At 49.5% G+C, this 18,988-nt stretch carries 14 protein-coding genes; 7 read left to right on the top strand and 7 right to left on the bottom strand.

Annotated elements, in window-relative coordinates; all coding sequences use genetic code 11:
• Positions 1-26: 26 nt before the first annotated feature.
• From BM202_RS00460 to BM202_RS00450, 3 genes are all read left to right on the top strand, one after another.
• The gene (locus tag BM202_RS00460; RefSeq protein WP_093822508.1) at positions 27-497 is read left to right on the top strand and encodes an Lrp/AsnC family transcriptional regulator; all 471 of its coding nucleotides are present in this window, start codon (positions 27-29) and stop codon (positions 495-497) included.
• Positions 498-669: 172 nt separating this feature from the next.
• Positions 670-1,731: a family 43 glycosylhydrolase gene (locus BM202_RS00455; protein WP_245776466.1), complete on the top strand. Its 1,062-nt coding sequence runs from the start codon at positions 670-672 to the stop codon at positions 1,729-1,731.
• A gap of 139 nt (positions 1,732-1,870) precedes the next feature.
• Positions 1,871-3,754 (top strand): heparinase II/III domain-containing protein, encoded by a 1,884-nt coding sequence (locus tag BM202_RS00450; RefSeq protein ID WP_093822507.1) that lies wholly within the window; start codon positions 1,871-1,873, stop codon positions 3,752-3,754.
• A gap of 90 nt (positions 3,755-3,844) precedes the next feature.
• On the opposite strand, the gene BM202_RS00445 is transcribed toward BM202_RS00450, so the two are convergent.
• Positions 3,845-4,222: a DUF4349 domain-containing protein gene (locus tag BM202_RS00445; protein WP_177236475.1), complete on the bottom strand. Its 378-nt coding sequence runs from the start codon at positions 4,220-4,222 to the stop codon at positions 3,845-3,847.
• A 286-nt stretch (positions 4,223-4,508) separates the two neighbouring features.
• On the opposite strand from BM202_RS00445, the gene topA reads away from it, so the two are divergent.
• The gene (gene topA / locus BM202_RS00440; protein ID WP_093822505.1) at positions 4,509-7,175 is read left to right on the top strand and encodes a type I DNA topoisomerase; all 2,667 of its coding nucleotides are present in this window, start codon (positions 4,509-4,511) and stop codon (positions 7,173-7,175) included.
• Positions 7,176-7,286: 111 nt separating this feature from the next.
• Here topA and BM202_RS00435 read toward each other — a convergent pair whose 3' ends face one another.
• Entirely contained in the window at positions 7,287-7,859 is a 573-nt protein-coding gene (locus BM202_RS00435; RefSeq protein WP_093822504.1) for a hypothetical protein, read from the bottom strand.
• A 299-nt stretch (positions 7,860-8,158) separates the two neighbouring features.
• Here BM202_RS00435 and BM202_RS00430 point away from each other — a divergent pair, with 299 nt between their 5' ends.
• The 3 genes from BM202_RS00430 to BM202_RS00420 all read left to right on the top strand — a co-directional run bounded on the left by BM202_RS00430 (position 8,159) and on the right by BM202_RS00420 (position 11,763).
• Complete coding sequence (locus tag BM202_RS00430) at positions 8,159-10,444, top strand: glycoside hydrolase family 20 protein (protein WP_093822503.1); 2,286 nt, start codon at positions 8,159-8,161, stop codon at positions 10,442-10,444.
• A gap of 111 nt (positions 10,445-10,555) precedes the next feature.
• Entirely contained in the window at positions 10,556-11,263 is a 708-nt protein-coding gene (locus BM202_RS00425; RefSeq protein WP_093822502.1) for an SIR2 family NAD-dependent protein deacylase, read from the top strand.
• A 71-nt stretch (positions 11,264-11,334) separates the two neighbouring features.
• On the top strand, positions 11,335-11,763 hold the full coding sequence (locus tag BM202_RS00420) for a hypothetical protein (RefSeq protein WP_143100610.1): 429 nt from the start codon (positions 11,335-11,337) through the stop codon (positions 11,761-11,763).
• Positions 11,764-11,798: 35 nt separating this feature from the next.
• Here BM202_RS00420 and BM202_RS00415 read toward each other — a convergent pair whose 3' ends face one another.
• The 5 genes from BM202_RS00415 to BM202_RS00395 form a co-directional block, all read right to left on the bottom strand.
• Positions 11,799-12,371, bottom strand: coding sequence for a chemotaxis protein CheB (locus BM202_RS00415; protein WP_093822500.1), 573 nt, complete (start codon positions 12,369-12,371; stop codon positions 11,799-11,801).
• The gene (locus BM202_RS00410; protein WP_093822499.1) at positions 12,353-13,162 is read right to left on the bottom strand and encodes a CheR family methyltransferase; all 810 of its coding nucleotides are present in this window, start codon (positions 13,160-13,162) and stop codon (positions 12,353-12,355) included. The genes BM202_RS00415 and BM202_RS00410 overlap by 19 nt, the downstream gene beginning before the upstream one ends.
• Positions 13,163-13,171: 9 nt before the next feature.
• Positions 13,172-13,537 carry a response regulator gene (locus tag BM202_RS00405; protein ID WP_093822498.1) on the bottom strand — a complete coding sequence of 122 codons (366 nt, stop codon included), beginning with the start codon at positions 13,535-13,537 and terminating at the stop codon, positions 13,172-13,174.
• A 90-nt stretch (positions 13,538-13,627) separates the two neighbouring features.
• Entirely contained in the window at positions 13,628-17,257 is a 3,630-nt protein-coding gene (locus tag BM202_RS00400; RefSeq protein WP_093822497.1) for a response regulator, read from the bottom strand.
• A 40-nt stretch (positions 17,258-17,297) separates the two neighbouring features.
• Complete coding sequence (locus BM202_RS00395) at positions 17,298-18,866, bottom strand: sensor histidine kinase (protein ID WP_093822496.1); 1,569 nt, start codon at positions 18,864-18,866, stop codon at positions 17,298-17,300.
• Positions 18,867-18,988 lie beyond the last annotated feature (122 nt).

The raw sequence follows: 18,988 nt of genomic DNA, 5'->3' as shown, positions 1-18,988 counted from the left end.
TAATTTTACAAGACAAAAGTACGCCAATGGAAAAGACGCAAAGCACGCTGGATGAGTTAGACTTCGCGATACTGTCATGTCTACAGAAAGACGGACGGATGTCATTCACAGAAATTGCCGAACACTTGAATGTGTCAGTTGGCACCGCCCGCACCCGCCTGAACCGATTAATTGAAGACGGAGTAATTAGTATCATCGGGCGGGTTGACCCCGATAAAGTTGGCTTTAAGGCTTACGCGCACGTGGCGGTATACATACGGCCTGCTACGTTGAAAGAGCAGGTTGCTCAAACCATTTCGAAAATGCCGGAAGTTAGTTTCCTAGCCAGTACGTCGGGCGATTATGACTTGGAAGTTGACGTTATGTGCCCGACAAACAACGACCTGGTGGAGTTCATCAACGAGATTTCAACGATTGAAGGGATTTATCAGACAAAAACGACGCTCTATTTTAAGGTCTATAAATACGCCCAACCCGATTTGAATTTGCTGAAGTAATTTACTCAACCCTACTTTCTATCATCCCTCCTGCGTCGGGATGACAAACAATCTTATAGTAATTTATTTCTTAAAGGCTGCGAAATTCTATATTTCGCAGCCTTCTTTTTTATTCATCCTATTCCTTAACCATTAGATGTTAAGTAACAATCAGCCGTTGATTGCTTGACTATTGAAAAACGTAGCGCCTACGTATCAGGCTGGCTACACGAAACGCAATTCTCAGGAATATATGTCTCTAAAACTTGTCTATATCAGTTTGTTTGTAGCGTTGGCTGGTGGATTACGCCTGCCCGTAGCAGCCCAAAACATCCGTCCCAAAATGCTATTTGGCGACACTACGTACCGTAAACCGGGCTATTCAAAAGATCCGCACGTTATTCGGTTCAAGGGTCGCTACCTGCTCTATTATTCGGTGCCGATGGGCAAAGATTCTACCGGCGCCGACATTTGGGGCATTGGCATTGCCAAAAGTCCGGATTTAACGAACTGGCAGAAAATTGGCGAAATGAAACCGGTTGCCGACTATGAGAAAAAAGGGTTATGTGCGCCCAGTGCCCTCGTCCGCGATGGAAACGTGCATATCTTTTACCAGACATACGGCAACGGGCGTAAAGATGCTATCTGTCACGCGGTTTCTGCCGATGGTCTTCATTTTACCCGCAATGCCACCAACCCAATCTTTCGCCCTGCCCTATCTGACTGGTCCTGCGGGCGGGCTATTGATGCGGAAGTCTACAAGTTTAAGAACCAGTATTTTCTGTATTTCGCGACTCGCGATACGTCCTATAAAATTCAGCAGTTGGGCGTAGCCATAGCGCCCGCAACGACCAACTTCAACCGGGAGGACTGGAAACAGGTCGCCACCGATGGTCCAATTTTGAAACCAGAACTCCCCTGGGAAGGCGAGTGCATCGAAGCACCGTCCATCATTCAGCGGGGTAATGAGCTGGTCATGTTCTACGCCGGGGCTTATAATAACTGGCCGCAACAGGTTGGCGTAGCTAGTAGTACAGATGGTCTGCACTGGAAACGGATGCAACCGGAGCCGTTTCTAAAAAATGGGGCGCCGGGCAGTTGGAACGCCAGCGAATCAGGGCATCCGCATATTTTTCTGGACACTACAGGAAAAACGTACTTATTCTTTCAGGGCAATAACGACAAAGGAAAAACCTGGTTTTTGTCGAATATCCCCATCACCTGGAACGGTAAAAAACCAGTCCTGAACCCTTAATCAGGTATTTAAACAGAATGATTATCCACAGAGAATACAGAGCTTTAAAGACCTGGTTTTAAGTATTTTAAGTTTCTGTATTCTCTGTGCCGCATCGGCGGACCGCTCTATGGACAATAATAACTCTCTCAGAAGCTCAATGATGACGAAAATCTCCTTTCTTAATATAATAGCGTTTCTGCTTTTATTCCCCTTCTTCGTTTGGGCGCAGGTCGATCGGGTTGGATCAGCCAGATTTCCGGACCATCCGCGAATTCTCTTACTGAAAGGCGAAGAGGCTTCGATCAACAAAACCGTAAGCGCTGACAAAACCTGGGGGCAACTGAACCAGGCCATCCTGACGGAATGCGACGCGATGCTTGCCCTGGCTCCCTTAGAACGTATTAAAATTGGCAGGCGGCTGCTTTCAACATCCAGAGAGGGATTGCGCCGGATATTTTATCTGGCCTTCGCCTACCGCATGACCCACCAGGAAAAGTATTTAAAACGCGCAGAGCAGGAATTGTTGGCCGTATCAGCCTTCAGCGACTGGAATCCGACTCACTTTCTGGACGTTGCCGAAATGACGATGGCCGTTTCCATTGGGTATGACTGGCTGTATAATGACCTGTCGGCCCAATCCAGATCGGCGATAAGAGAAGCCATCCTGAAAAAAGGCATTGAACCGTCACTGGATACTAAATTCAACAGTTGGCTCACCGTTACCAACAACTGGAATCAGGTCTGCAATGCGGGAATAGCCTATGGCGCGATGGCTATTTATGAAGATCAGCCGGAGCTTGCCAAACGTATCATTAACCGGTCGATCGAGTCGATTGTGCTGCCTATGGGCGATTATAGCCCCAATGGTGCCTACCCCGAAGGGTACAGTTATTGGGGCTACGGAACGAGCTTTAACGTAATGTTCATCAGTGCACTCGATAAATTGTTCGGTACGGACTTTGGCCTGTCGCAAAAACCGGGTTTTTTAAATTCAGCGGGCTATATGGAAAACATGACTGGCCCAACCGGTGACGCGTTCAATTACTCAGATTCGGGTCTTACCGGGGAATTGCAGCCAGCCATGTTCTGGTTTGCCAACAAGCTAAAAGACCCGTCGTTGCTCTGGGAGGAACGTCGTTACTTAACAAACCCGGCCGAAACAAAACGGCAGGTCAAGGACCGGCTGCTGCCCGCTACGTTGTTGTGGAGCAATGGCATTAGTATGAACGCCATTCGTGCGCCTAAATCCACTATGTGGGTTGGATCGGGAACCACACCCGTTGCCATGATGCGGACATCCTGGACTGATCCGGCAGCGATTTATGTCGGATTTAAAGGCGGCAGTCCCGGCACGAATCATGCCCACATGGACGCCGGTTCGTTTGTGATGGACGCGGACGGTGTGCGCTGGGCCATGGATTTTGGGATGCAGAGTTATGAAACGCTTGAATCGAAAGGTGTCGATCTGTGGAATAAAACCCAAAACTCACAGCGCTGGCAGGTATTTCGCTACAACAACTACGTCCATAACACGCTAACCATCAACGATAGTCTCCAGCGCGTCGCGGGAAAATCGGAGATTACCAGCTCATCGAATACGCCTTTGTTCATGAATGCCACTACTGATCTTACGGCTGTTTATAAAGGATCTGTGGCGAAAGCCAAGCGCGGCATTGCCATCATGAATAAGGACTACGTTGTTGTTCGGGACGAGCTGGAAACCCTGCCGACAGCCACAACCGTTCGCTGGACGATGCTGACATCCGCTACAGTTACCGTGAATGGGAATAAGGCCGAGTTGACGAAGGATGGCAAAAAACTAACGTTACTTGTACAGGAACCGGCCACGATCGTGTTGAAAACCTGGTCAACCGACCCGCCCCACGAGTATGATGCGCCCAATCCGGGCACAATGCGGGTCGGTTTCGACGTAACAGTTCCCGCTAATGCGAAAACAGCGCTCACGGTATTGCTTATTCCTGAAAAAGCCGCCAAGAAAATAGCCACCAACGTACAGCCATTGGACCAATGGCCACACTGAATGTATAAGCTAAAAATCAACCGCAAAGATCGCTATATTAAAAAGATTATATTAGCATGATTTCAGGATTAAGACCAGCAACGCATCGAATCAATCGGCAGCGATCCGAATTGTCAGGGCATTTTCGATGCTGTTATCAGTTTTGGTTTCGTTCGAGCATTCCAGTTGCCTACCCGCTTTCGGTACGGCCTGTTCAATAGTTTTTCCCGATGCCGCAAAGTCATTCACGTGAATGCGCAGCTGAGCATTCCGCATAAACTGCCGGTTGATAACAACTCGTGGCAGATTCTGTCTTGGTTGTAAAGACGGCAAAGGCTCCGTTTCTTCAGCCGATTGCGGAGAGGCAGGCAATTTCATGATGGCCATTTCAGCGGTAGGGCCCAGATTTACCTCCTTCAGTCTGGCTTTGGTCTCAGCCTGCCAGGCTGTAGTGGTCAGTAATAAGACGAATAGTAAAAAATTATTCATACCGGTTAGATGCTTGCTGATACCAATCTCCATAAGCTGATTTTAGCGATGGAATATCCCTTAAAATAGGTCATACTAGCTCATTTATATGGGTTTTATGGTATTTAACCGAACTGAGAGCTACTACGTGTTGTTACCTATAAACAAGTGCTCCGAGAAGCTAACAATCCTCCACTTTAACATCGTTTCACAAAACTTGTCTTGCACAAGTCAGTGCTTTTGCGTCTATATTTGGCTCGATTCGTGGTATAAGGCAGCGGAGACCGTTTCAACTTAATAATCGATTATGTCGAAAAACTTAGTCATAGTGGAATCGCCGGCGAAGGCGAAAACCATTGAAGGCTACCTGGGCAAGGACTTCACCGTGAAATCCAGCTTCGGTCACGTACGCGATTTGCCCAAAGACGGGCTTGCCGTAGACGTACTGAACGGCTTCAAGCCATCGTACGAAGTTTCGCCAGACAAGAAAAAGTTAGTTAGTGAATTGAAATCGCTTGCCAAGGCAGCCGACGAAGTTTGGCTGGCAACGGATGATGACCGCGAAGGCGAAGCCATTTCGTGGCACCTTAAGGAAGCACTCGGTCTGCGCGACAATACCAAACGGATTGTTTTTCGTGAAATCACGAAGACGGCCATCCAGAATGCCATTAAAGCACCCCGCACGATTGACGTCGACCTGGTGAACGCTCAGCAGGCCCGGCGTGTACTCGACCGGCTGGTGGGTTATGAACTGTCGCCGGTACTGTGGCGAAAGATTAAAGGCGGCAGCACGGGTTTATCGGCGGGTCGTGTACAATCGGTTGCGCTGCGGCTGGTGGTGGAACGGGAACGCGAAATTGACAAACACTCGGCAAAATCGTCGTTCAAGGTGACAGCGCAGTTCATCGTTGACGGCAACAAAGTGCTGAATGCCGAACTGCCCAAGAACTTTGCTACATCGGTAGATGCGCGCGCCTTTCTGGAGGCTTGTATTGGTGCTACGTTCACGATTAAGAGTTTAGAAACGCGTCCGGCAAAAAAGACGCCCGCGCCACCGTTTACGACGTCGACGCTGCAACAGGAAGCCTCGCGCAAGCTGGGGTATTCGGTTGACCGTACCATGCGCATCGCGCAGAATCTGTACGAAGCCGGTAAAATTTCGTACATGCGGACTGACTCGACGAACCTGTCGCAGGAAGCGATTGATAAAGCTGTGGCCGAAATTGGCTCGGAGTTTGGCGAAAAATACATCCAGACCCGGCAGTTCAAAACTAAAAATGAATCGGCTCAGGAAGCGCACGAAGCCATTCGGCCGACAAACTTCAACGACCGGAGTGCGGGTGGCGACCGCGACCAGAAACGGCTGTATGAATTGATCTGGAAACGGGCGATAGCGTCTCAAATGTCAGACGCGCAACTCGAACGCACAACGGTGACGATCAGCATTAAATTTGCGAATGGCGTAACCACAACAGTTCAGACTAATATAGACGATAGCCCATTTGCAGAAACCCCTACTACCGGCAAGGCACAGCCATTTCCGAATGAGCTTGTTGCTCAGGGTGAGGTGATTAAGTTCGACGGATTTCTCCGCGTCTATCTCGAATCGAAAGATGATGAGGACGACGAAGATGCCAAAGGTATGCTGCCTCCGCTCACGATCGGGCAAGTGCTGAACCTGGGCCAGATGAAAGCCACCGAGAAATTCACGCGTCCGCAACCGCGTTATGCGGAAGCTTCGCTGGTGAAGAAGCTCGAAGAAATGGGCATTGGTCGTCCTTCGACGTACGCGCCAACGATTTCGACGATCATCAACCGGGGCTACGTTGTCAAGCAGGACAAACCCGGTCAGGAGCGTAAGTACGTCGAGTACACACTTCAGCAGAATCAGGTCAACGAAACCAGTGGTAAGGAAACGTTCGGCTCCGAAAAAGCCAAGTTATTCCCGACCAACACCGGAATCGTGGTGAATGATTTTCTGGTCGAATATTTCCCCGACATCGTCGATTATAAGTTCACCGCGACGGTTGAAAAGGAGTTCGATGAGATTGCCGACGGACGCATGAACTGGCAAACCATGCTGGGCAGTTTCTACGGTGATTTCCATAAGAACATTGAAGACATTCAGGGTTCCTCGATTGTATCGTTCAAAACCGGCGCCCGTGATCTGGGGCTTGACCCACGAACGGGCAAGAAGATTTCGGCCCGCCTGGGTAAATACGGTGCCTATGCGCAAATTGGCGAATCGACCGACGACGAAAAACCGCAGTACGCCAACCTTCGCGATGGTCAGTTGATTGAAACCATTACGTTACAGGATGCGCTCGACTTGTTTACCCTGCCGCGCGAAGTCGGCTTCTTTGAGGACAAACCCATGACCATCGGCATCGGTAAATTTGGGCCCTACGTGAAGCATGACGACAAGTATGTATCGCTAACGAAGGAAGACGACCCGTACACGATTGACGAGGAACGGACGATCCAACTCATCCAGCAGAAACGGGCCGAATCGGTCAGTGAAGCGCTGGGCGAGTTTGAAGGCAAACTAGTCTCGACGGGTAAAGGTCGCTTTGGTCCCTACGTTAAGTTTGACGATAAATATGTTTCGTTACCGCGTAATGAATCGCTGGCGGAATTAACCCTCGAACGGGCCATCGAACTGATTCAGGCCAAGCGGGTAACGGAAGCTAATAAATACATTAAGGAGTTCCCGGAAAATCCGGCCGTAAAAGTCGTAAATGGTCAATACGGTCCGTATCTGGCCGTTGGCAAGCGGAACGTCAAAATCCCCAAGGACATTGACCCTGCTACGTTAACGCTTGAAGATTGTCTGAAACTGGCGGGCGACGAACCAGCGGGTAAGGCTCCGGCAAAAAAAGGGGCAGCAGCAAAAGCACCCGCCAAAGCAAAAGCGACAACTGCAACCGCCAAAAAACCGGCAGCTACGGCAAAAAAAGCAACGGCAAAGAAGTAACGTAGTGATTTCCGAATTCAAATAAAAAGGTTGACTTGCCGTAAGTCAACCTTTTTTATTTTCGTAAACATAATTATTGGTTCATTATGATTGCCGGCATAGGCGATTTAACTAAATCCCCAATACGCCAACTAGTATCCCAAGCGCCCCTACCAGGCTCAAAATTATACCGATAAAGGCGACTGTGCCGGTGCCCGCGAACAGCATGATTAAGCCCGCAATCAACAGCACCGCGCCACCGATCAGTTTCCCCGTGTTAAGCATCGCTTTTTCGGGATGATTCGGGGCCAGTTGCTTGCTAATCTGTTTGTTCATTTTCTTGAGCACTAACCGCTCCATCAAATTCATTTTACGCGGAGCAGTCGTTGCCTTCGGGCTCATCGTTCCAGCGACCGAGGTCAACAGATTGGTCAACCTAACCATACGCTTGGTCACGTTTTTTTTGGTAATTAGTCTACTATCGGTGCTGGCATAGGCTTCAGGCTGAGCAATCGTGGTGGCCTTCACAGGTAGCTGGTTCAGTGTTGTAATCGCCTGAACGGGTGTTGCTACTGGCTGCGGGTTGGCCGTAGCGAAAGATTCCACAGGTCCACGCTGAAAATAAGCGACCGGACGGCTACAGGAAGAAAGTACCGCGATGCCGAGAAGCGCAGCCCATAGGTGTTGAGTGAACGTAGAGGTCATTAATCATTCTTGTTTTTAGAGTAGACATTATCGGGCTTTTTGACCGCATCTATCCAGACGGGTTAAGCTACAGGTCAAAAAACCCGTGTCACGAAGTAAAGCGGTTTTTCAACCGCAACCGCGCGTCTACACTATTTCTAATCTCTTCTTAATGACCCCACCCATCCAGACAGGTTCACTTTAGTGGTAATCCAGGCTTGTTAGTATTGCCCTACCGGTAGGTCTTTTATTTGGTGCCCTTTCGAAAAATCATCGCTATTTTGCCAGCTAAACCATCACATCGTCGCTCTACCAGCCGCATGAAATACCTGCTTTTCCTTTTATTTGTCACCAGCACTGCATTTGCTCAAACGGATAATCAATATAATCTAATCCCCTTCCCGGCCCGATTTGCCGGACAAAACGGACAATTCATCCTCTCGACCAGCACACGCGTTGTTGTAGCTCCGGGTACAGATGCCAGCGTTAAGGCAGTAGCCCAAACGTTTATCAGTCAGGTCAGAACGGCTAACGGATTAGCTCTGACGATGGTGCCAACCAGCCCGGTGTTAGCGAAAGGGGCGCATATTTTTCTGTCACTAAACAAAAAACTGGCGCTCGGTGATGAGGGCTACAAACTGACCGTAACGCCCACACGCGTTCTGGCCGAAGCATCTACGCCAAAAGGATTGTTTTATGCGGCCCAAACGATGCGACAGCTCTTACCAGTAGGCTCCCAAAACTCTTCGCTCACCATGCCAGCCTGCGCGATCACCGACAAACCACGCTTCGCTTACCGGGGCCTCCATCTCGACGTATCGCGGCATTTCATGCCAGTTTCGTTCGTCAAAAAGTACATTGACTTACTGTCAATGCATAAACAAAACACATTCCACTGGCACCTGACCGACGATCAGGGATGGCGAATTGAGATCAAGAAATATCCCAAACTAACGCAGATTGGCAGCAAACGGGCCGAAACCGTTGTAGGTCAGTACTTCCAGAATTACCCGCAACAGTTTGACGGCAAACCCGTTGGTGGGTTTTATACGCAGGAAGAAATCCGGGACGTAGTGCGGTATGCGCAAAGCCGGTTCGTAACGATTGTACCCGAAATCGAAATGCCTGGCCACGCCTTAGGCGCCCTGGCCGCTTACCCCGAATTGGGTTGTGAGCCAACCAAAGCCTATCAGGTAGCCACGAAATGGGGCGTTTTTGATGACGTCTTCTGTCCATCCGACAAAACGTTTGGCTTTTTGCAGGACGTATTGACCGAGGTTATAGCCCTGTTTCCCGGAAAATACATTCACATCGGGGGTGACGAATGCCCGAAAACGGCCTGGAAAAACAGCGCGTTTTGCCAGGAGTTGATGAAGAAAAATAACCTCAAAGACGAACATGAACTACAGAGCTATTTCATCCGGCGCATTGAGAAGTTCGTCACCAGCAAAGGCCGGGCCATCATCGGTTGGGACGAGATTCTGGAAGGTGGCCTCGCGCCTAACGCTACCGTGATGAGCTGGCGTGGTACCGAGGGCGGCATTGCGGCAGCCAGGCAGAAACACAACGTAGTGATGACGCCCACCGGCACCTGCTACATGGATTACTACCAGGGCAACCCCGCCACCGAACCATTGGCGATTGGTGGCTACTTGCCGCTCGATCAGGTATATGCCTACGAACCCATGCCTGCTGAACTGTCGCCCGCCGAGCAAAAATACATTCTGGGTGTTCAGGGAAACATCTGGACGGAATATACGCCCACGCCCGAAGCGGTTGAATATATGGTCTTTCCGCGAGCGATTGCCATTGCAGAACTGGGCTGGATGCAGGCCGGTCCGCATAACTTCGAGGATTTCGCGCAACGACTCAAAAACCACCTGCCCCGGCTCAGCGGAGTCAATTACGCCAAGAGACTGTTCGATATTTCAGCGACCACGCAAGCTAACGATCAGGGCCAAATTCAGGTAGTCCTTAAAAAGCTGGATTCCGACAGCCGGATCTTTTACACGTTGAACGGCAAGGAACCCAATACACAAAGCACGGAATACATTGGGCCAATCACGCTCACAAAAACCACGGCGCTTCGGGCCATCACCCAAACGGGCGGCCAATTGACCCAAACGTTTACGCTCCATAAAGGCAAGAATAAGCCGTATACGTATACCAGTGCACCCAGCCAGACCAGCGACCCCAAAACAGTCAAACTTACCGATGGCGTTCGGGGAGAGACACCGCGTGACCGGCGACAATGGGTAAGTTTTTCCGGCTCGGATATGGACGTAACGGTTGACCTCGGGGACGTAACGAGTGTCACGAAAGTGTCATTGAATTTCCTGAAAGTCATTTTAGAGAAAAACTTCCCGCCCACGTCCGTTGACATTGCGCTATCAAAAGATGGTAGCGACTACAAAGAAGCCATTGCCCAGCCCGTTAAGTATGAGCTAAATGGTCCCTGGGATATTCTGCCCGTCGTGGCCGACTTCAAAACAGCCCGCGCGCGCTACGTCCGGATTCGGGCGAAAAATGCGGGGGTCTGCCCCACCGGACACCCGAACGCTGGTGAAAAAACGTGGTTCGCCACGGATGAAATTGTAGTAGAGTAAATTTTAAAACACACAGTTACTGAGAAAAACAGAGTGCACAGAGACAAAAACTTTGTTACCTCTGTGCCAAAACTCTGTAACTCTGTGTTTAAATCTCTTTATCTTATTGTTATGGGAACTCGCAAAAAAATCGTCGTTTTATCGGGTGCAGGCATCAGTGCGGAGAGTGGCATTCCAACGTTCCGTGCCTCGGATGGACTTTGGGAGAATCATCGCATTGAGGATGTGGCCACGCCCGAAGCCTGGGAACGCAACCCGGCGCTGGTGCAGGATTTTTATAACCAGCGACGCAGGCAGGCGTTCACGGTTCAGCCCAACGCGGGGCATCTGGCCCTGGTGAAACTGGAGGAGAAATACGACGTAACGATCATCACGCAGAACGTCGATAATCTGCACGAACGGGCGGGTTCCTCAAAAGTGATTCACCTGCACGGCGAGCTGTTCAAATCACGTAGCACCAAGTACCCGACCCTGATTTACGACATTGAAGGCTGGGAATTGAAAGAAGGGGATCTCTGCGAGAGAGGCTTTCAGTTACGTCCACACATCGTCTGGTTTGGGGAGGCCGTGCCCATGATGGACGTAGCACTGGACATTACCAACGAGGCTGATTTACTGATCGTTGTGGGCACATCGCTGAACGTATACCCCGCGGCTGGCCTGGTCTACGCCGTCCAGGATGGCGTTCCGATCTACGTCGTGGACCCCAACATTCCCACCATGCACAAGCGCCCCAACGTCACGTTCATCGCCGAACCCGCAACTGTAGGGTTGACGGAGTTGGCCGATGAGTTGTTGGGAAAATCTCAGATAACATAGTTGACTTAAGCCAGTTTGTAAAGTAGTAGCCATAAAGGCAATGATCAATTTATAACGGCAACGAGTGTACTATGAGAAGATCATTTTTTGTGCTAATCGCTATTTTATTTATAGGTGGAACGGCTTACGCGCAAACGAAAGTGGCGAATTATTCCTACGGAAAACCCGGAACGGATACGTACGAGCAATTAAGTTTCTGGGTGAAAGATGGAAAAAAGAGTAGCATTGATTACAATTACGGCAGAGACCGGAAAGAAGTTAAGCTTCGCTACGCAGGTAGATATGAAGCAAGCTTTAAAGTCCAGTTTCCGAATAACACTACTCTAACCGTAAATCCCAAAGGCACTACGTTAATCGTGGTTAACACTAAATCCAATTACGCAAAAACGTTTGTCTGGGAATACGAAGGACCTGTCAACGGGATTGGTACGTTTTGTGACGTCTGTGCTCAGGATGAGAAAGAGGCTATGCGGCTTATTCGAACCTATTATTTCAGATAACAGTCTATTTTTTTATTAGGTTGGCTTAAAACACGCTACGTTAGCAGCGTGATCATCTCCGATACGTCCAGTACATAATCAACAGGCATGGTCAGCATGGCCTGCCGGGGCATAAAGCCAACCTGGGCGGATTCTGGCTGTTGAACGGCAATGTACCCGCCCGCTTTTTTGATGGCTTTGAGTCCATTCGTACCATCGGCGTTGGCGCCAGACAGCAATATCCCCAGCAACGAAGGGCCGTATACATCCGCAGCCGACTCGAAGGTTACGTCGATGGACGGGCGGCTGTAATTTATTTTCTCGGAATCATCCAGCGAAAATGTTCCGTCCTGTTCGAGTAGCAAATGATAGTCGGCAGGAGCCAGGTAGATGTTGCCCGGCACAATGGGATCTTTGTCATCTACTTCTACGAGCGAAATGCTGGTTTTGAGCGCAAACAGATTCGCCAGGTTGGAGTCGGCCGTATTTTTCCGGTGCAGGACGATGATCAGGGCATAAGGCAAGGGAGACCGCAGAGCCGGTAACAGGCTCAGCAACACGTCGATACTACCGGTAGAGCCGCCAATCAGTACAGCTTTGCAGCCCTTAATTACTTCATTTTCCGCCATATCTTTTCGGAATCAACCTGTTTGAATTTCGCCTGGATGGTGGAGAATTTCAGGGTTTCCTTGGCCCCTAGCGCCAGGTAGCTAAGTGGCCCCAAACTCTCATCAAACAGCGTCAACACGCGCTCCTGCAATGCCTTATCAAAGTAGATCAGTACGTTGCGGCAAAGGATCAGATCGAACTCATTGAATGAGCCATCCGACACGAGATTGTGCGTCGAAAAAACCATCTTTTCGGCCAGCTCCTCCCTGAATTTCACCCGGCTATACTGGGCTGTGTAGTAGCTGGAAAAATCAGCTGTCCCCCCCGAGTGTATGTAATTTTCGGAATACTGCTTCATCGGGGCCAGCGCGAAAATTCCTTTGCGGGCCGCTTCCAGCACTTCCGGGTTCAGGTCCGTGGCATACAGCAATGATTTGTGTAGCAGCCGGGCTTCCCGGAGTAAAATGGCCATCGAAAACACCTCTTCGCCCGTTGAACAGCCCGCATGCCATATCCGGATAAACGGCTTGGCGGATAAGGTTGGCAACACTTCGGTTCTGAGCGTTTTATAGAATTGAGGATCACGAAACATTTCCGTAACGTTCACTGTCAATTCCTCCACAAACCGCTTTATGTAATCCGTATCGGACTTGACCCGATACCGCAATTCAGCAAAACTCGGAAACTTGTCTAACGCCCACAGGCGGTTGATACGTCGTTTCAGCGAAGCTCTGGAGTAATGGGTAAAATCATACCCGTGAAGCTCATAGAGATCATTCAGCAATAAATCAATTTCGTCCTCTTCAATCATGATCAGCCGTTAAATAGTCGACAGCAATTGCAACAGTCGATCCACATCAACTGGCTTTGACAGGTACTCCGTTGCGCCGGCCCGGAGGCATTTTTCCCGATCGCCCACCATCGCCTGTGCTGTAACCGAAATGATCGGCGTGTCTTTTCGCTTTTCCAGATTTTTGATCCGTGGAATCGCTTCATAGCCATCCATTTCGGGCATCATCATATCGATCAGAATGGCATCGACTACGGCATCGGTTCTCAAGATGTCCAACGCTTCATTGGCGCTGAGGCACGACAGACAATCGAACGATTTGGCCTTCAGGGTAGCCGTCATCGCAAAGATATTCCGGGCATCATCGTCAATAATCAGGACTCGTTTTTTAGGCATGTTTGTATTTTTTAACACAGAGAAACAAAGGAATAACGGAGCACACTGAGTTTTTCTTTGTTAACTCTGTTATTTCTCTGTGTTTATAGATTAAGACCGGTCATATAACCACACACGTAGTAACGAAATAAGCTGGTCGATGTCAACCGGTTTGGTGATATAATCAGACGCGCCGGCCTGGATACACTTTTCCCGGTCGCCAGTCATGGCTTTGGCCGTTACGGCAATAACCGGCAAATTCTTCCACTGGTAATGCTCCCGGATTTTTCGGGCTGTTTCGTAGCCGTCCATCTGGGGCATCATCATATCCAGTAACACGACATCAATCGTCGGGTTTTCGTCTAATTTTTGCAGGGCCTCTTTGCCATCCAGCGCCGTGATGACGGTCATGTTATACTGCTCCAGCGCCTTCGATAATGAGAAAATATTCCGTACGTCATCGTCGGCGACCAGCACCGTTTTATTGTCCAGTACCTGGCTCAGACCACCCAGTTTTTTGGTTGTACTACTCCCCTTTTCCTGTTTATTTTCCTCCACCAGATGCAGGAAGAGCGACACTTCGTCGAGCATCCGCTGATACGAATGAGCCGTCTTGACAATGATCGAGTCGGCGTATTTTTTTATTTTCAACTCTTCGGGCATCGACAGGCTTTTACCCGTAAAGATGATGATGGGCAGGTTTTCCATACCCGGATTTTTCTTGGCTTCTTCCAGCGTTTCGTAGGCTTTATTGTCTGGGATACCCATATCCAGAATGACACAGTCCACTTCCTTGCGTTTCAGCGCATCGATACCTTCCGTTACGTTGCTCTTCAGTTCTGAATTGATGTTGAACGTTTCCAGGAAATAGGCTAAAGCCTTGGCATGCTTGGGATTATCCTCAATTATCAGCACTTTCTTGTGCTCTCGATTCAGGACGTATTCGATCTTTTTAAAGACGTCCTGCATCTGCTCGAAGGCCATTGGCTTGTCCACAAAATCAACGGCTCCTTTCAGCAGGCTCTCGTTCTTGAGCTGGTGGGACGACATGATATGCACCGGAATGGGGCGAGTACGCGGATCAGCTTTCAGGGCATCCATCACCTCCCAGCCGCTCATGACCGGCAACTGGATATCCAGCAGAATACCAAGTGGTTTGTAGATAGCCGCCAGTTCCAGCCCTTCGTCGCCCCGAACCGCAACGATGCCTTTGTAGCCTTTTTTACGGGCGTAATCCAGCAGCGATTTTGCAAAGTTCGTGTCGTCTTCAACGATCAGGATCGTCTTGTCCTGCGCTGTAATGGATGCACGGTCATCCGGAATGGCCTCCGGAATCGTCGAACTGAGGTATTGATTTGACGCTGTGGCTGGTTTTGGTGACACTTGCACCTGACTGGCCGGGGATGGCTCTACAGTACGTTGAGGCAGCGTTTTTTGTGCGGGTGTTGCTACGTGTGAACCAGAAACGGGTATGTGAACCATGAATTCGCTTCCCTCATTTACCTGGCTTGTCAGCGTAATTTCGCCCCCCAGCAGTTTGGCCAGCTCACGGCTGATCGACAAGCCCAGGCCGGTTCCGCCGTATTTCCGTTTGGTCGATCCATCGGCTTGCTGAAATGCTTCAAAAATAAGCGGCTGTTTCTCAGGCGGTATGCCAATACCCGTATCCTTAACCGCAAAGCAGAGGGTATTGGCTTTCTGTGCGTCGCCGGAATTCTTCCTGATGGTCAGCCTAACGCTGCCAGTCGACGTAAATTTAAGGGCGTTGGAGAGCAGATTCTTCAGAATTTGCCCCAGTCGCAACTTGTCCGTCTCAATAAGCGAGGGCACATCTGGCTCAACGTGGATCGAAAAGTCAAGGCCTTTTTCTTTGGCCAATAGCCCGAACAGTGACTGAAGTTCGTGGGTAATTTCGGAAACGGGTACGTCCTGATACTCCAGTGTCATCTGCCCGGCTTCTATTTTGGACAGATCAAGAATCTCATCAATCAGCCCTAGCAGGCCATTCCCGGAGGACTGAATCACGCGGGCGTATTCCACCTGGTCGGTATTCAGGTTTTCGTCTGTGTTCTCCGACAGTAATCGGCTCAATAACAAAATGGAATTGAGGGGCGTCCGAAGCTCGTGGGACATATTGGCCAGAAACTCCGATTTGTAGCGGGTTGTCAGCTCCAGCTCGTCGGCCTTTTTCTGAATTTCGTCGTTTTTTTCCTCCAGGAGCATTCCGCGTTCTTCCAGTTCGGTATTGGTCTGTTGCAGTTCTTCCTGCTGAACGCGCAGTTCCTCTTCGGATGCCTGAAGCTTTTGGGCCTGCATTTCCAGTTCCGCATTCAGGTTTTCCATTTCGTTATGCTGCGCCTGCAATTCCTCGGATTGTGCCTGCGTTTCCTCCAGGAAATTCTGCAACTTAATGTAGTCCAGTGCAGCGTTGACGCCAATGGCCATAGCTTCCTGATTGTGTTCCAGAAAGTCAATTTCCAGCGCATTAGGCGGCCGCATCAGCCCTACCTCTATCGCACCCACGCACATATCTCCGTAAACCAGTGGAACGATCACCAGTGAGGACGGACGGGTGTCACCCAGCGAGGAGGTTATGCGGCTATAATCGGGCGGTACGTCCTGAACAATCAGCGTTTTTTTGCGCTCAATTGCCTGTCCAACTAACCCTTCTCCCTGCCGGATGCTCGTTGGCACATGCTGGACGGCGTAGCCACCGGCCAGTTGAAAATTTGCGTCACTGTCAATCAGATACACCGTAGCCAGTGGCGCATTCAGGTAGTCGGCAACTGTGTTGACCAGTTGGATTCCCAACGTTTTCAACTCTTTTTCGCCCCGAATGGCATCACTTAACCTGACCGCTCCATGTTGCAGCCAGTTTCTATTGTTCAAATCAGTGAATGTCTGCTCAAGCGATTCCGTCATCTGGTTGAGCGCCTTTGAAACACGCCCCAGATCATCGTCTTTCGTATCGGGACTACGTACTGCATAATCCCCATCAGCGATTTTCTGAGTTACGTCTTCCATCAGCCCGATCCGTTCGGCCGTCTCAATATATTTTGCTTCATCCAGTTTCTGTTGAGCCAGCCGGTCGTCCAGATCACGCTTGATACGTACATACGTAAACGCAGTGATCATCATGGAGATAATGGCCGCAATGACCAGCAGGAACGGCGTGTAGGTAATATAAATTTGCTGTTGTTCAGTCCGGGATTGAAGCAATTTATTTTCTTCCGCCTTCATCCGGTTGGCAACCGCCCGGAGATCGTCCATAATTTTTTTACCCCGCACCATTTCACGGTGCTGCTCGATGGTATCCCGACTAAACGATCTATTTCGTCTGGTTATATCGATGATACGTTGCATCTGAGTGAATTTAGCTTCGTATAACGTTCTGGCCTGGGCAAGATTCTTTCCCTGAACCGGACTGTCTTCAATCAGGACCTGAAGCCGATCGTCGCTGTTTTTCACCTTTTCATAACTGCCATTGTAAGGTTGCAAAAAGAGCGGATCGAGTGTAACCAGATAACCACGCTGTCCCGTTTCGGCATCCTTCACATAGGAAATGATGTTTTCGGCTTCGAGCAAAACCTGATTGGTATGATTGACCAGCTGGGAGTTGGCAATCAATTTCTGAATACTGTAAAACGACGCCGTTAGACTAATAAGGAGCAAGAGCGTCGAGAAGGTAAAAACAAGTTGTAGTTGCCGGATAACCGAATTTGTCATCGAGGTTTGTGGCATGGTGTTACGTAGCGAGGGGTATGGTAGTTGTAATTAGTGTCTATTTGCTTTGTTCGATAGGTAAAATAAGGATAAACCGGGCCCCTTCATTCATCCGGCTTTGGGCAGAAATGAGACCATTATGTTTCTCAATATTTTTCTTCGTAATGGCCAGTCCGATACCGGTTCCTTCATAGCTGGCCCGGTTGTGAAGGCGTTGAAAAATGATAAAAATCCGATCCAGAAATTTCTCATCGAATCCGATTCCATTATCCTGTACAATGAGTCGACAGTACGTTCCATTGGGCGACGGGCTGGCATCAATTGCCTTATTATCAATCCGCTCAGCGCTGATGCGAATGCGGGGCGCTTCATCTTCTCTGGCAAATTTGAGGGCATTGCTAATCAGATTTTGAAAAATCTGCCGCATCCGGCTTGGGATCGTTTCGAGGATCGGAAGTTCGTCGATGGTGATTATGGCCTTTTTTTGGCTAATGGTATCGTCAAAGTCCAGCAGGATTTCATCCAGCAGGGTATTCAGGTTGGTTGATTGAAAATTTTCGGGTACTGAGAGCTTGGAATAGGCCAGCAGATCGTTGATCATAGTCGACATCCGGGCTGCCGACCGGATGGCCCGATCCAGGTAAGATACCGCATCCGGATTGTCCCGGAGGTACTTTACTTTAATGGTATCACTGAGCAGTTGAATCTTACGAAGCGGCTCTTTCAAATCGTGCGACACCACCCAGGTAAATTGCTGCAGTTCGTGATTCGTACGTTCTAACTCAACATTCTTAAGCAGGAGTTCATTGGTTCGTAACTCAACCTGTTGCTCCAGCAATTCGGCAGCCTCCTTTTGCGAATGAATATCCGTGAACGTGCCGATCCATCGAATCACTACGTCCTGTTGCTTGATGGGAACGATGCGCAGGAGATGATAACAGTACGTTCCGGTACTCAATTCTTTCAGGCGCACTTCCCGCGTGAACTCTTTCCCGTTGGCAAAGGCCGTTTTCCAATCTCCGCACCGCTCATCGTCCGGATGGTTTTCAGGGAAGTCCGTTGCACTGGCTGAATAGCGAAACCAGTGTTCATTCACGTATTCGAGTTTACCCGACGGCGCCATCGTAAAAGCCATCTGTGGCAGCGAGGCCAGGACTTTTTGCAACTCCTCCATACGCTCACTCAGGGCTTCCTGCGCCTGTTTGCGCACCTCAACCTCTTTGCGGAGCGAGTCCTGAGTAGCGCGTAATTCCTGCTGCTGCTCATACAGTTTCTGGAGCGTCTTAACTTTCAGGACCAGAATATCGGGGTCAACGGGTTTGGTCAGGTAGTCAACGCCCCCGGACGTATAGCCTTTGGTAATGAATTTTTTCTCGGTGTTTACCGCCGACAGGAAAATAATGGACGTATCTCTGGCGCCACTGAAACCGGCAATGGCATTGGCCACTTCAAAGCCATCCATGCCGGGCATCTGTACGTCGAGAATAATAACGGAATAGGCGTTTTTAAGTACTTTTTTCAGGGCTTCCTCACCCGATTCGGCCGAATCAACTGAAAAGCGATGCAGTTCGAGAATCTTTTTTAAGGGAAGAATATTTTCCCGTCTATCATCAACAATAAGAATCATGCAAGACAACCAGTTAAAACGTTGAGATAGGGCCGTTACCTGACTATATTCCCCGGAAAGACATTCCATTCGAAAAGTGACGGGCAACCATCATAACGTGAAAAGACATGCTTTCCTGAAAA

This window comes from Spirosoma endophyticum (assembly GCF_900112365.1).
Taxonomy (GTDB): Bacteria; Bacteroidota; Bacteroidia; order Cytophagales; family Spirosomataceae; genus Spirosoma; species Spirosoma endophyticum.
This window is presented reverse-complemented; position numbering and strand designations above follow the sequence as displayed.

Bases quoted from the DNA above. Each gene is read 5' to 3' on its own strand.
- BM202_RS00460 (WP_093822508.1), top strand. From the start codon at position 27: ATGGAAAAGACGCAAAGCACGCTGGATGAGTTAGACTTCGCGATACTG.
- BM202_RS00450 (WP_093822507.1), top strand. From the start codon at position 1,871: ATGATGACGAAAATCTCCTTTCTTAATATAATAGCGTTTCTGCTTTTA.
- BM202_RS00445 (WP_177236475.1), bottom strand. From the start codon at position 4,222: ATGAATAATTTTTTACTATTCGTCTTATTACTGACCACTACAGCCTGG.
- topA (WP_093822505.1), top strand. From the start codon at position 4,509: ATGTCGAAAAACTTAGTCATAGTGGAATCGCCGGCGAAGGCGAAAACC.
- BM202_RS00435 (WP_093822504.1), bottom strand. From the start codon at position 7,859: ATGACCTCTACGTTCACTCAACACCTATGGGCTGCGCTTCTCGGCATC.
- BM202_RS00430 (WP_093822503.1), top strand. From the start codon at position 8,159: ATGAAATACCTGCTTTTCCTTTTATTTGTCACCAGCACTGCATTTGCT.
- BM202_RS00425 (WP_093822502.1), top strand. From the start codon at position 10,556: ATGGGAACTCGCAAAAAAATCGTCGTTTTATCGGGTGCAGGCATCAGT.
- BM202_RS00420 (WP_143100610.1), top strand. From the start codon at position 11,335: ATGAGAAGATCATTTTTTGTGCTAATCGCTATTTTATTTATAGGTGGA.
- BM202_RS00415 (WP_093822500.1), bottom strand. From the start codon at position 12,371: ATGGCGGAAAATGAAGTAATTAAGGGCTGCAAAGCTGTACTGATTGGC.
- BM202_RS00410 (WP_093822499.1), bottom strand. From the start codon at position 13,162: ATGATTGAAGAGGACGAAATTGATTTATTGCTGAATGATCTCTATGAG.
- BM202_RS00405 (WP_093822498.1), bottom strand. From the start codon at position 13,537: ATGCCTAAAAAACGAGTCCTGATTATTGACGATGATGCCCGGAATATC.
- BM202_RS00400 (WP_093822497.1), bottom strand. From the start codon at position 17,257: ATGCCACAAACCTCGATGACAAATTCGGTTATCCGGCAACTACAACTT.
- BM202_RS00395 (WP_093822496.1), bottom strand. From the start codon at position 18,866: ATGATTCTTATTGTTGATGATAGACGGGAAAATATTCTTCCCTTAAAA.